At 71.9% G+C, this 12,665-nt stretch carries 10 protein-coding genes and 1 riboswitch; of the genes, 6 read left to right on the top strand and 4 right to left on the bottom strand.

The genetic code is table 11. From position 1 onward, the window contains the following. Positions 1-11: 11 nt before the first annotated feature. Positions 12-1,268, bottom strand: a complete 1,257-nt coding sequence (locus tag ABZ915_RS11855) for a citrate synthase (RefSeq protein ID WP_361799781.1) — start codon at positions 1,266-1,268, stop codon at positions 12-14. Between the two features lie 133 nt (positions 1,269-1,401). On the opposite strand from ABZ915_RS11855, the gene ABZ915_RS11860 reads away from it, so the two are divergent. Beyond that, complete coding sequence (locus ABZ915_RS11860) at positions 1,402-2,568, top strand: citrate synthase/methylcitrate synthase (protein WP_361799784.1); 1,167 nt, start codon at positions 1,402-1,404, stop codon at positions 2,566-2,568. Between the two features lie 50 nt (positions 2,569-2,618). Here ABZ915_RS11860 and ABZ915_RS11865 read toward each other — a convergent pair whose 3' ends face one another. After that, entirely contained in the window at positions 2,619-2,855 is a 237-nt protein-coding gene (locus ABZ915_RS11865) for a hypothetical protein (RefSeq protein WP_361799787.1), read from the bottom strand. Positions 2,856-2,984: 129 nt separating this feature from the next. Further along, positions 2,985-3,536 (bottom strand): DUF6082 family protein, encoded by a 552-nt coding sequence (locus tag ABZ915_RS11870; protein ID WP_361799790.1) that lies wholly within the window; start codon positions 3,534-3,536, stop codon positions 2,985-2,987. A 336-nt stretch (positions 3,537-3,872) separates the two neighbouring features. Between ABZ915_RS11870 and ABZ915_RS11875 the strand changes: the two genes are divergently transcribed. Then, on the top strand, positions 3,873-4,976 hold the full coding sequence (locus ABZ915_RS11875; protein WP_361799793.1) for a GTP-binding protein: 1,104 nt from the start codon (positions 3,873-3,875) through the stop codon (positions 4,974-4,976). On the opposite strand, the gene ABZ915_RS11880 is transcribed toward ABZ915_RS11875, so the two are convergent. Then, positions 4,973-7,432 (bottom strand): DNA topoisomerase IV subunit A, encoded by a 2,460-nt coding sequence (locus ABZ915_RS11880; protein ID WP_361799796.1) that lies wholly within the window; start codon positions 7,430-7,432, stop codon positions 4,973-4,975. The genes ABZ915_RS11875 and ABZ915_RS11880 overlap by 4 nt on opposite strands. Positions 7,433-7,774: 342 nt before the next feature. Here ABZ915_RS11880 and ABZ915_RS11885 point away from each other — a divergent pair, with 342 nt between their 5' ends. From ABZ915_RS11885 to ABZ915_RS11900, 4 genes are all read left to right on the top strand, one after another. Further along, positions 7,775-9,187, top strand: a complete 1,413-nt coding sequence (locus ABZ915_RS11885; protein WP_361799799.1) for a pitrilysin family protein — start codon at positions 7,775-7,777, stop codon at positions 9,185-9,187. Further along, entirely contained in the window at positions 9,184-10,572 is a 1,389-nt protein-coding gene (locus ABZ915_RS11890) for a pitrilysin family protein (RefSeq protein WP_361799802.1), read from the top strand. Before ABZ915_RS11885 ends, ABZ915_RS11890 begins: the two co-directional genes overlap by 4 nt. Positions 10,573-10,807: 235 nt before the next feature. Continuing rightward, a riboswitch (cyclic di-AMP (ydaO/yuaA leader) is annotated at positions 10,808-10,968 on the top strand. Between the two features lie 13 nt (positions 10,969-10,981). Beyond that, positions 10,982-11,752 carry a M23 family metallopeptidase gene (locus tag ABZ915_RS11895; protein WP_361799805.1) on the top strand — a complete coding sequence of 257 codons (771 nt, stop codon included), beginning with the start codon at positions 10,982-10,984 and terminating at the stop codon, positions 11,750-11,752. A gap of 210 nt (positions 11,753-11,962) precedes the next feature. Further along, positions 11,963-12,658, top strand: coding sequence for a GntR family transcriptional regulator (locus ABZ915_RS11900; RefSeq protein WP_361799808.1), 696 nt, complete (start codon positions 11,963-11,965; stop codon positions 12,656-12,658). Positions 12,659-12,665 lie beyond the last annotated feature (7 nt).

A 12,665-nucleotide genomic window follows, 5' to 3' on the forward strand; every position in this document is an offset into this window, starting at 1 on the left:
GTCCTCGTGTCCTACTCGGGCAGGGGCTGAGGGGGCGGCGGACCGACGTAGTGCCCGCTGGGGCGCATGCGCAGCGGGCGCTCCCCGTACTCCTCCAGGGCGTGGGCGATCCAGCCCGCGGTGCGGGCCACGGCGAAGATCGTCTCGCCCGCGGTGGCGGGCATGCCGGTGGCCACGGTGAACACGGCGAGGGCCAGGTCCACGTTGGCGTGCAGCGAGGTGTGGCGGGCGGTCGTGGCGACGATGTCCCGGGCCGCGAGGAGGGCGGGTTCGGCGCGCGGGACCTGCTCCAGGAGGTCGAACAGGACGCGCGCGCGGGGGTCCTCGCCCGGGTAGAGCCGGTGGCCGAGCCCGGGGATGCGGCGGCCGGCGCGGAGTTCGTCCGCGATCACGGGCACCGCGGTGCCCTGGTCGAGTACGTCGAGCAGCAGCCGGTGGGCGAGGCCGCTGGCCGCGCCGTGCAACGGGCCCTCGATCACCCCGAGTCCGGTCGAGACGGCCGCGTAGGCGTGCGCACGGGCCGAGGCGGCCACGCGCACGGCGAGCGTCGAGGCGGCCAGGTCGTGGTCGGCGAGCAGGGCGAGCGCCGTGTCCAGGACGCGCAGGGCGGCCTCGTCGGCCTCGTGCCCGGTCAGCCGGCCCCACAGCCGGCGGGCGAGCGGGCCGTCGTCGAGGTGGGCGAACGGCTGCGGCGGCAGCGCGGCGACGAGCGTCGGGATGAGGACGCGCGCCGTGTCGAGCACGGCCTCCTCCGACAGGTCGAAGCGCAGCGGGTCCTCCGCGGCGGCGGCGATGGCCGCGACCCGCAGACGGTCGGTGGGGGAGGTGTGCTCGGGCAGGGCTTCCACCGCGCGGCGGGCGACGGCGACGGTCGGCTCGGGTGCGGTGAACGTGACGCCGGGGCGCATCCGGCCCGTCCACAGCCACTCGGCGACCTCCTCGTAGGAGTGGCGCGCGGCGAGTTCGGTGGCGTCGACGCCCCGGAAGAAGTACCGGTCCTTGTCGATGAGCGTGATGCGGGTCCGGACGGACAGTTCGCCGCCGGCGCCCGGACCCGCGCCGCCCTCCCGCCTGTTGCGCCGGGCGAGGGCCGCCACCTCCTCGGCGTCGAAGGTGCTGCCGCGACCGCCCGGCTCCCGCCTGCTGCTGAGCTGACCGCGGCTGACGTACGCGTACACGGTCTCGGGCTTCACCCCGAGCAGCTCGGCGGTCTCCTTGGTGCTCAGCCTGCGTCCCGGACGGCCGGAAGCGGGGTCTTGATCGCGCATGGGGGCCACGGTATCCGCCTCCCGGTGCATTGATGAAGCATTGATTCAATCAATATTGACAACAATAAAGTCAATCATGGATGGTCGAATCAAGGCCAGGGCAGGACCAGGGCAAGTCCAGGGAGGGAGAAACATGTCCACCAACAGGGCCGCAGCCGGCCTCGTCGACGTGCCGCGTGGACTCGCGGGCGTCGTCGTCACCGACACCCGGATCGGTGACGTGCGCGGACTCGAAGGCTTCTACCACTACCGCCAGTACTCCGCCGTCGACCTCGCGCGGACCCGCGGCTTCGAGGACGTCTGGCATCTCCTGGTCCACGGCGAACTGCCGGACGGCGAGCGGAGGGCCGCGTTCACCGCCGAGACCGCGGCGTTGCGACGGCTGCCCGAGGAGGTGCGGGCCGCCCTGCCCGCCCTCGCGGCGGCGAGCCGTGTCTCCGGTCCGCTGGCCGGGATGCGCTCGGCGCTGTCGCTGCTGGGCGCGGCGCGGGGGTTCCGGCCGGTGTACGACATCGACGCCGACCGGCGGCGCGCGGACACCCTCGCCGCCTGTGCGGCCGTACCCACCCTGCTCGCCGCCCTCCATCGCCTCGGGCAGGGGCTCGAACCGGTGGAGCCGCGCGAGGACCTGTCGTACGCGGCCAACTACCTGTACATGCTCACCGGTTCGGAGCCGGACGGGCGGCGGGCCCGGGCGATCGAGCAGTACTTGATCTCAACCATTGACCACGGCTTCAATGCGTCAACCTTCACGGCAAGGGTCGTCGCGTCGACCGGCGCGGATGTGGCGGCCTGTCTGGTGGGTGCCGTCGGTGCGCTGTCCGGGCCGCTGCACGGGGGTGCGCCGAGTCGTGCCCTCGACACCCTGGACGCGATCGGAACGCCGGAGCGGATCGACTCCTGGATCCGGGAACGCGTCCTCGCGGGCGACCGCGTCATGGGCTTCGGACACGCGGTCTACCGTACGGAGGACCCCCGTTCGCGGATGCTCCGCGACATCGCCCGCGGCTTCGGCGGGCCGCGCGTCGACTTCGCCGTCGAGGTCGAGCGCCGGGTCGAGGCGATCCTCGCCGAGCTGAAGCCCGGGCGGGAACTGCACACCAACGTCGAGTTCTACGCGGGCGTGGTCATGGAACTGTGCGGCCTGCCGCGCGAGATGTTCACGCCCACCTTCGCCGCGGGGCGCGTGGTGGGCTGGAGCGCCAACATCCTGGAACAGGCGGAGGACTCGAAGATCATCCGCCCGGTGGCACGGTACGTGGGCCCGGAGCCGCCGGTGGCGGTGCCGGCGGTGGCCTGAGGCCGAGCGGCCCGGCGCCCGCTGAAGCGCCGGGCCGGAGCGTGTCCGCGCTAGGCGTCCGGGATATCGGCTTTCGCGCGAAGGAGTGTGTCGCGGCTGATCACCACGATCCGCTCATGGTCCGCGCGGGCCGCGTCGGACGGAAGGTGGGGGTCGAGCGACTCGGTGGCATCCGTGCCGATGACCGCGAAATTGCCGTCGGACAGCTCGAAGATGTCCGGGCAGGTGTCGCCGGTCATGCTGCCGCGCTCCCGGGGGGACGCACCGATGCGACGCACGATTTTCAAGGGGGTCCTCATTCTTGCGGTGTGGGTGTGGAAAGGGGACAGGTTTTTACCACGCCCCGTGTCCGCATAATGAGACGCCCTACGCCAAACGGCCCGGGCTCACCGGCGCCGCCCTTGGCTCAACTGGGCTCACTCCGTAGGAGGTTCACCCACGACCCACCACTCCTCCGTGTCGGCCTCGTCCAGATCGCGAATGAGGGTGTCCATCATCCGGCCGATGCGGCCCTCCTCGGATTCGTCCTTGAGGCTCGCGCGATGAGGGCGGGTGGACTCCCAGTACCTCCGGAAGAGGGCGCTCCGGCACAGCACGCGCAGATGGCCGTGCAGCTCCTCCAGGGTGGCGACGCCGATGCGGTAGCCGAACAGCGCGTTGGCGTAGAGGGCGTTGGCGAACAGGTGCTGCCGCAGCTGGGTCGGCGACTCCACCTCGAAGGTGCTCAGTACGAGAGCGAGTTCGGGATCGTCGATGGCCCTCTCCAGCAGGCCGAGTTGCAGCCGCTGGTAATCGACCAGGGCGGCCCGCCGGCTCTCCGCCCGCTCCGCCCGTTCTGCCCGCAGCCGGAGTTCCTCGTACCGCCGCTGCCGCGCGGTCCACGCGGCGAAGGCCCCCGCCGTGAAGGCGAGCCCCGCCAGGGCCGCGGAGCCCAGCCCCCGCGTCCTTCCGGACCTCTGTGTGGCCATGTCAACCCCCGAATCAGGCGGCCGTCCGCCGGTCGTCGGGCTGCGGGTCGACTGTGGGACGTGGGTCGACTGGAGGGACCGGCGAGCGGTGGGCGGCGCTTGCCGTCTCCCAGAGTGCCGAGCGGCTCCGATCGGCGGGGAGGCGGAGAGGCGGCGCACGGAGGGAAGCAAGGGTCGCACGCCAGGCGCCATGCCCAACATCTGCCCCGCAAGACCGGCTGACAAGCGTTCACATCGCGGGGTTTCTCCCCACTCGTATCCTGGGTCGGCATTCCATCCTCGTCCGTGCGCCGGGCCGTGAGCCGGTGCGCGCTTCCGCGTGAGAGAGGTCGCACGTTGGGGCACAGCCGCAGTCCGCAGCAGATCCCGGTCGTCGTACTGGCCGGTTTCCTCGGCTCCGGGAAGACCACGCTCCTCAACCACCTGCTGCACCGCAGCGGGGGCAGCCGCATCGGGGCGATCGTCAACGACTTCGGGGCCATCGAGATCGACGCCATGGCGGTCGCGGGGGCGCTCGGCGACTCCACCGTCTCGCTCGGCAACGGATGCCTGTGCTGCGCCGTCGACGCGAGCGAACTCGACCTCTACCTGGAGCGGCTCGCCGACCCCGCCACCGGCATCGACGTCATCGTCATCGAGGCCAGCGGCCTCGCCGAACCCCAGGAACTCGTCCGGATGGTGCTGGCCGGCGAGCATCCCGGGATCGTCTACGGAGGGCTCGTCGAGGTCGTCGACGCCGCCGAGTTCGACGACACGCGTGCGAAGCACCCGGAGATCGACCGGCATCTCGCCCTCGCCGACCTGGTGGTGGTCAACAAGCTCGACCGGGCCGCGGACGGCGAACGCGTGCTGGGCCTGGTCCGGTCCCTCACCGACCGCGCCGCGGTGGTCCCCGCCACCTACGGCCGCATCGACCCGGAGTTCCTCTTCGACTGCCGGCCGAGCGAGGAGCGGATCGGCCAGCTGTCCTTCGACGACCTGCACGAGGACGACCCGCACGAGCACGACCTGCACCAGCACGGGGAGGGCGCCGACCACGCCGGTCATCTGCACACCGCGTACGACAGCCTGTCCTTCACCTCCGAGGTCCCCCTCGAACCGCGCCGCCTGATGGCCTTCCTCGACAGCCGGGCCGAGGGGCTCTACCGGATCAAGGGGTATGTCGACTTCGGCCCGTACGACACCCGGAACCGGTACGCCGTGCACGCCGTCGGCCGGTTCCTGCGCTTCTACCCGGAGCCCTGGGGCCCCGCCGGCACCCGCCTGACCCAGCTCGTCCTCATCGGCACCGGCATCGACACGCCCACCCTCGGCAAGGAACTCGAGGCGTGCAAGCACGACGCCCCACACACCGACGAGCACGGCATGTGGGGCGTCCTGCGCTACGTACGCGATCCCGGGGTTCCCCCGGAGTACGACCCCGAGGACCCGCCGGTCTAGAGCACCGGCCCCGCCATCACCGCCACCGTCTTCGACAGCGAGGTGCCCGAACCGTCCCGGCGCGGGTCCGGCTCCGGAAGCTCGACCGGGGTGCCGTCCTTCTGCGCCGCACGCGCGGGTACCGGACCCGCCCACGCGAAGGACAGGCAGTCCTCGCCCTTCAGGAACCGCTGGCAGCGCACACCGCCGGTGGCCCGGCCCTTGCGCGGGTACGGGTCGAACGGGGTCAGCTTGGCCGTCGTCTGCACGGAGTCGTCCAGCGTCCCGCGCGAGCCCGCCACCGTGAAGACCACCGCGTCCACCGCCGGGTCGACGGCGGTGAAGGAGATCACCTTCGCGCCCTCGGTCAGCTTGACGCCCGCCATGCCGCCCGCCGGACGGCCCTGCGGGCGGACGATGGACGCCTGGAAGCGCAGCAGCTGGGCGTCGTCGGTGATGAACACCAGGTCCTCGTCGCCGGTGCGCAGCTCGGCCGCGCCGACGATCCGGTCACCCTCCCTGAGCGTGATGACCTCCAGCTCGTCCTTGTTGGACGGGTAGTCGGGGACCACACGCTTGACCACGCCCTGCTCCGTGCCCAGGGCCAGACCCGGGGACGACTCGTCCAGCGTGGTCAGGCAGACCACCGTCTCGTCGCCCTCCAGGGAGACGAACTCCGCCAGCGGCGCGCCACCGGCGAGGTTCGGCGCCGTCGCCGTGTCGGGCAGCTGCGGCAGGTCGACCACATTGATCCGCAGCAGCCGGCCGGCCGACGTCACCGCACCCACCTCACCGCGCGCGGTCGCCGGAACCGCCGAGACGATCACGTCGTGCTTGACGCGCCGGGCGTCGGCGTCCTCCGCGAACGGCTCGCTGTTCGCCGTACGGGCCAGCAGACCCGTCGACGACAGCAGCACCCGGCACGGATCGTCCGCCACCTGAAGCGGGACCGCCGCCACCGGGGCGCCCCCCGACTCCAACAGCACCGTGCGCCGGTCGCTGCCGAACTTCTTGGCCACCGCGGCCAGTTCCGCCGAGACCAGCTTGCGCAGTTCGGCGTCCGACTCCAGGATCCGGGTCAGCTCCTCGATCTCCGCGTTGAGCCGGTCCTTCTCCGCCTCCAGCTCGATGCGGTCGAACCTGGTCAGGCGCCGCAGCGGCGTGTCGAGGATGTACTGCGTCTGGATCTCGCTCAGCGAGAAGCGCTCCATCAGGCGCTGCTTGGCCTCCGCGGAGTTCTCGCTGGACCGGATCAGCTGGATGACCTCGTCGATGTCCACCAGGGCCGTGAGCAGGCCCTCGACCAGGTGCAGGCGGTCGCGTCGCTTGCCGCGGCGGAACTCGCTGCGGCGCCGGACGACGTCGAAGCGGTGGTCGAGGTAGACCTCGAGCAGCTCCTTCAGGCCCAGGGTGAGCGGCTGGCCGTCGACCAGGCAGACGTTGTTGATGCCGAAGGACTCCTCCATCGGCGTCAGCTTGTACAGCTGCTCCAGGACGGCCTCCGGGACGAAGCCGTTCTTGATCTCGATGACCAGGCGCAGGCCGTGCTCGCGGTCGGTGAGGTCCTTGACGTCGGCGATGCCCTGGAGCCTCTTCGAGCCGACCAGGTCCTTGATCTTGGCGATCACCTTCTCCGGGCCGACGGTGAAGGGCAGCTCCGTGACGACCAGGCCCTTGCGGCGCGCGGTGACGGTCTCCACCGCCACCGTGGCGCGGATCTTGAAGGTGCCGCGGCCCGTCTCGTAGGCGTCCCGGATGCCGGCGAGGCCGACGATCCGGCCGCCGGTGGGCAGGTCGGGGCCCGGGACGAGCCGCATCAGGGCGTCGAGGTCGGCGTTCGGGTGCCTGATCAGGTGGCGGGCGGCCGCGACGACCTCGCGCAGGTTGTGCGGCGGCATGTTGGTGGCCATGCCGACGGCGATCCCGGAAGCGCCGTTGACCAGCAGGTTCGGGAAGGCGGCGGGCAGGGCGAGCGGCTCCCGCTCCTGGCCGTCGTAGTTGGGGACGAAGTCGACCGTGTCCTCGTCGATCGACTCGGTCATCAGGCTCGTCGCCTCGGCCATCCGGCACTCGGTGTACCGCATGGCCGCCGGCGGGTCGTCGTTGCCCAGCGAGCCGAAGTTGCCGTGGCCGTCCACCAGGGGCACGCGCATCGAGAAGGGCTGTGCCATGCGCACCAGCGCGTCGTAGATCGACGCGTCGCCGTGCGGGTGCAGCTTGCCCATGACGTCGCCGACGACGCGGGCGCACTTCACATAGCCCCGCTCCGGGCGCAGGCCCATCTCGTTCATCTGGTAGACGATGCGGCGGTGCACGGGCTTGAGGCCGTCGCGGGCGTCCGGCAGGGCGCGCGAGTAGATGACCGAGTACGCGTACTCGAGGTAGGAGCCACGCATCTCGTCCACGACGTCGATGTCGAGGATCCTCTCCTCGAACGAGTCGTCGGGCGGCGGGGTCTTCGTGCTGCGGCGGGCCATCGCTGCCGGCTCCTCTTTTCTGGTCGCGCGCCTACGGGTCGCTCTTGCCCCTTCGGCTCGCTCTTGCTGAAGCGATTGACGGGATCTGACGCGGACCATTGTGGACCGCGGCACTGACAGCGCGGGCCAGGCCCCGGCACGGGCGCCCGCGGGACTCCTCGCGGACGACGCGGACGTGTCGGACGGGCCCCACCCGCTGCAGGGCTGTCCGCAGGCTACGCGATCCGCTGTGGGCGTACGTCCCGCGGGAACTTCGCCCGGGATGCGCACGCTTGCATACAGTGGCAGGACCGGCAGGAAGACCGCGGTTTCACGACCGCTTCCGCGATCGAAGGGACGTACATGCCCATGGGTCACACGACCACGGCCGAGGCAGGCTCCGGGGGCCTGACAGCGACCGAACACCGGCTGGCCAACGGTCTGCGCGTGGTGCTCTCGGAGGACCACCTGACCCCCGTCGCGGCGGTCTGCCTCTGGTACGACGTAGGCTCCCGCCACGAAGTCAAGGGACGCACCGGTCTGGCTCACCTCTTCGAGCACCTGATGTTCCAGGGCTCCGGGCAGGTGAAGGGCAACGGCCACTTCGAACTGGTGCAGGGCGCCGGCGGCTCGCTCAACGGCACCACCAGCTTCGAGCGCACCAACTACTTCGAGACCATGCCCGCCCACCAGCTGGAGCTCGCCCTCTGGCTCGAGGCCGACCGCATGGGCTCGCTGCTGACCGCCCTCGACGACGAGTCCATGGAGAACCAGCGGGACGTCGTCAAGAACGAGCGCCGGCAGCGCTACGACAACGTCCCGTACGGCACCGCCTTCGAGAAGCTGACCGCCCTGGCCTACCCGGACGGCCACCCCTACCACCACACGCCGATCGGCTCCATGGCGGACCTGGACGCGGCGACGCTGGAGGACGCGCGCGCGTTCTTCCGCACCTACTACGCGCCGAACAACGCCGTCCTCTCCGTCGTCGGCGACATCGACCCCCGGCAGACCCTCGCCTGGATCGAGAAGTACTTCGGCTCGATCCCCGGCCACGACGGCAAGCCCGAGCCGCGCGACGGCTCGCTGCCCCGGACCATCGGCGAGCAGCTGCGCGAGGTCGTCGTGGAGGAGGTCCCGGCGCGCGCCCTGATGGCCGCCTACCGGCTCCCGCAGGACGGCACGCGCGCGGCGGACGCGGCCGACCTGGCGCTCACCGTCCTCGGCGGCGGCGAGTCCTCCCGCCTCTACAACCGGCTGGTCAGGCGGGACCGCACGGCGGTCACGGCCGGGTTCGGCCTGCTGCGGCTGGCCGGGGCGCCCTCCCTGGGCTGGCTGGACGTGAAGACCTCCGGCGACGTCGAGGTGCCGGTCATCGAGAGCGCGATCGACGAGGAGCTCGCCCGGTTCGCCGAGGAGGGGCCCACGCCCGAGGAGATGGAGCGCGCCCAGGCCCAGTTGGAGCGCGAGTGGCTGGACCGGCTCGGCACGGTCGCGGGCCGCGCCGACGAACTGTGCCGGTACGCGGTCCTGTTCGGCGATCCGCAGCTCGCCCTCACCGCCGTCCAGCGCGTACTGGAGGTGACCCCCGAGGAGGTCCAGGAGGTCGCCAAGTCCCAGCTGCGCCCCGACAACCGCGCGGTGCTCGTCTACGAGCCGGTCTCCGCGGAGGCCGCCGAGCAGACCGAGGACGTGGACGTTCCCGAGGACCCGGAGGCCGAGGCCACCGTGGAGACGCGCGCCGACCACAACGAGAACGAGGAGGCGGCCAAGTGAGCGAGCTCGCCGCGATGGAGTTCCACCCGCAGCCTCAGGCGGGCGAGGCCAGGCCGTGGGCGTTCCCGGCCCCCGAGCGCGGCGCGCTCGACAACGGCCTGACCGTCCTGAGCTGCCACCGCCCCGGCCAGCAGGTCGTCGCCGTCGAGGTGCTGCTGGACGCGCCCCTGGACGCCGAGCCGGCCGGCCTGGACGGCGTCGCCACGATCATGGCGCGGGCCTTCTCCGAGGGCACCGACAAGCACTCGGCCGAGGAGTTCGCCGCCGAGCTGGAGCGTGCGGGCGCCACGCTGGACATGCACGCCGACCACCCCGGCGTCCGCCTCAGCCTGGAGGTCCCGGCCTCCCGTCTCGCCAAGGGGCTCGGGCTGCTGGCCGACGCCCTCAGAGCGCCCGCGTTCGCCGACAGCGAGGTCGAGCGGCTGGTGCGCAACCGTCTCGACGAGATCCCGCACGAGCTGGCCAACCCCTCCCGCCGCGCCGCCAAGGAGCTGTCCAGGCAGCTCTTCCCGGCGACCGCCCGCATGTCCCGGCCCCGCCAGGGCACCGAGGACACCGTCGCCAAGATCGACTCGGCGGCCGTTCGCGCCTTCTACGAGCGGTACGTGCGGCCCGCCACCGCCACCGCCGTCGTGGTCGGCGACCTCACCGGCATCGACCTCGACGAGCTGCTCGGAGAGACCCTGGGCGCGTGGAGCGGCTCCGCGGCCCAGCCGCGCCCGGTGCCGCCGGTGACCGCCGACGACACCGGACGCGTCGTCATCGTCGACCGTCCCGGCGCCGTCCAGACCCAGCTGCTCATCGGCCGCGTCGGCGCCGACCGGCACGACCGTGTGTGGCCCGCCCAGGTCCTCGGCACCTACTGCCTCGGCGGCACCCTCACCTCCCGCCTGGACCGCGTCCTGCGCGAGGAGAAGGGCTACACCTACGGCGTCCGCGCGTTCGGGCAGGTCCTCAGGTCCGGCCCCGAGGGCAACGGCGCCTCGATGCTGGCCATCAGCGGCTCCGTGGACACCCCGAACACCGGTCCCGCCCTCCAGGACCTGTGGACGGTGCTGCGCACGCTCGCCGCGGAGGGGCTCACCGACGCCGAGCGCGACGTGGCCGTGCAGAACCTCGTCGGGGTGGCGCCGCTGAAGTACGAGACGGCGGCGGCCGTGGCGAGCACGCTGGCCGACCAGGTGGAGCAGTACCTGCCCGACGACTTCCAGGCGACGCTGTACCGGCAGCTCGCCGCGAGCGGCACGGTGGAGGCCACCGCGGCGGTCGTCAACGCCTTCCCGGTGGACCGTCTGGTGACGATCCTGGTCGGGGACGCGGCGCAGATCAAGGAGCCGGTCGAGGCCCTCGGCATCGGCGAGGTCTCCGTCGTGCCGGCCGAGTAGCCGGGCGACAGCGGCACGCGCGCGTGGGGCCCAGGTGACGATGGATCACCAGGGCCCCACGCTTGTCCCGGGTCCGTTCCCCATGCCCCTGGCCAGATGTCCGAATTGGGGCGGAGGTTGCCTGTCTGACCTGTGGCGTGCACTACAAAAACCCTGTTGCGTTTGAGGATTGAAAGTCGCGGCCCTTAGCGTCATCGAGGCTGTTCGTCAGGCAGTGCGCCGCACCCGCGGCACCGGACAGCGATCGCCGAGTCCCCGTACGGCGCGAGCCAGGGGAGCCGGGGACCCATCGTCCCTGGGGTGAATCGGACGCCCGCGCGCACCGCGAGGGGGTCCGTAGGAGACCTTCCTGCTCCGAACCCGTCAGCTAACCCGGTAGGCGAGAAGGAAGGAAAGGACCAGCCACTTCATGGCGTTCACCCGCGCCACCGGGAAGCACCGCCGTCCCAGCCGGATGCACCGCACCACCGTCCGCGCGGCGGGCGTCGCGGCCCTCGCCACCACCGGCGCCGTCGGCAGCCTGGCCGCCCCGGCACTCGCCGCGGAGCCCGCGCCCGCACCCGAGCAGACCGCCCTCACCCCGGTCATCGCCATCAGCGAATCGGTGCCCGAGCACATCGACGCCCAGGCCGCCGCCCAGCAGGAGGCCGCCGACCTGAAGGCGGCCGAGGAAGCGGCGCGGAAGAAGGCCGCCGAGCAGGCCCGCGCGCAGGCGGAGAAGGCGCGCGAGGCCAAGGCGCGGGCGGCCCGTGAGGCCGAGCGCAAGCGGCTCAACACCTTCGTGGCGCCGGTCACCGGGTCCTACGTCTCCACCGGCTACCAGGCCAGCAGCTCCCTGTGGTCCTCCGGCTCGCACACCGGCATCGACTTCCACGCCGCGAGCGGCACCGCGGTCCACGCGGTCGGCTCCGGCACCGTGGTGTCCACCGGCTGGGGCGGGGCGTACGGCAACCAGATCGTGATCAAGATGGCCGACGGCATGTACACCCAGTACGGCCATCTGTCGTCCATCGGCGTCTCGGTGGGGCAGAAGGTCGTCCCGGGCCAGCAGATCGGCCTGTCCGGCTCGACCGGCAACACCACCGGGCCGCACCTCCACTTCGAGGCCCGCACCGGCCCCGAGTACGGCTCCGACGTCGACCCCGTCGCCTATCTCCGCAAGCACGGCGTGAACGTCTGACGAAGGCCCCCCGCCAGAAGACCCACCCCCCTCCCGAAGCCCCGGCCACGAGCCGGGGCTTTCGTGGTTTCGTACGCCCCGCCACTCCCCGCTGTCCAAAAAATATCCATGGATTCCGACCCGCCGTCGGAAATTCCCGCTGATTGCAATAGAGTCACGGAACGCGCCTCCATCGGCGACGTTTCACGGGGATTAAAGCGGAGGTCGGTCATGCGTATTCCGGCGCACTCGGTATGCACCGCGATCCGGGACGACATCGTGGCCGGCGTCCACGAGCGCGGCGGCCGCCTCACGGAGGAACTCCTCGCCCGCCGCTACGGCGTCTCGCGCGTCCCCGTCCGCGAGGCCCTGCGCACCCTGGAGGCCGAGGGTTTCGTGGTGACCCGGCGGCACGCGGGCGCGTGCGTCGCCGAGCCGACCGAGCAGGAGGCCGCCGACCTGCTGGAGATGCGCATCCTGATGGAGCCCCTCGGCGCCGCCCGGGCCGCCCAGCGGCGCACCGAGGCCCATCTCAAGGTGCTGCGCGGCCTGGTGCGGCTGGGCCAGGAGCGGGCCCGCCGGGGCAACAGCGACGACCTGCGCTCCCTGGACGGCTGGTTCCACGAGACGCTCGCCCAGGCCTCCGGCAGCCACGCCCTGACCTCCGTACTGACCCAGCTGCGGCACAAGATCGCCTGGATGTACGCGGTGGACGGGCCCGCCGACCCGGTGGAGTCCTGGACCGAGCACGGCGCCATCGTGGACGCGGTGGCGCGCGGCGACGGCGAGCGCGCCAGGGCGATCACGGCGCTGCACACGGAGCGCGCGACGGCCGCGCACCGGCTGCGTCTCACCGGCGGCACCGACCGCCCGGAACGTGTGAGGACTTCGCAACAAGCCGTAAACATGCCGAGCCTGCGGCATTAACACGGGC

It is taken from the genome of Streptomyces sp. NPDC046915 (assembly GCF_040644935.1).
Classification (GTDB): Bacteria; Actinomycetota; Actinomycetes; order Streptomycetales; family Streptomycetaceae; genus Streptomyces.

What these genes read in the sequence shown, in the direction of transcription:
- ABZ915_RS11855 (WP_361799781.1), bottom strand. Translation starts at nt 1,268, where the DNA reads ATGCGCGATCAAGACCCCGCTTCCGGCCGTCCGGGACGCAGGCTGAGC.
- ABZ915_RS11860 (WP_361799784.1), top strand. Translation starts at nt 1,402, where the DNA reads ATGTCCACCAACAGGGCCGCAGCCGGCCTCGTCGACGTGCCGCGTGGA.
- ABZ915_RS11870 (WP_361799790.1), bottom strand. Translation starts at nt 3,536, where the DNA reads ATGGCCACACAGAGGTCCGGAAGGACGCGGGGGCTGGGCTCCGCGGCC.
- ABZ915_RS11880 (WP_361799796.1), bottom strand. Translation starts at nt 7,432, where the DNA reads ATGGCCCGCCGCAGCACGAAGACCCCGCCGCCCGACGACTCGTTCGAG.
- ABZ915_RS11885 (WP_361799799.1), top strand. Translation starts at nt 7,775, where the DNA reads ATGCCCATGGGTCACACGACCACGGCCGAGGCAGGCTCCGGGGGCCTG.
- ABZ915_RS11895 (WP_361799805.1), top strand. Translation starts at nt 10,982, where the DNA reads ATGGCGTTCACCCGCGCCACCGGGAAGCACCGCCGTCCCAGCCGGATG.
- ABZ915_RS11900 (WP_361799808.1), top strand. Translation starts at nt 11,963, where the DNA reads ATGCGTATTCCGGCGCACTCGGTATGCACCGCGATCCGGGACGACATC.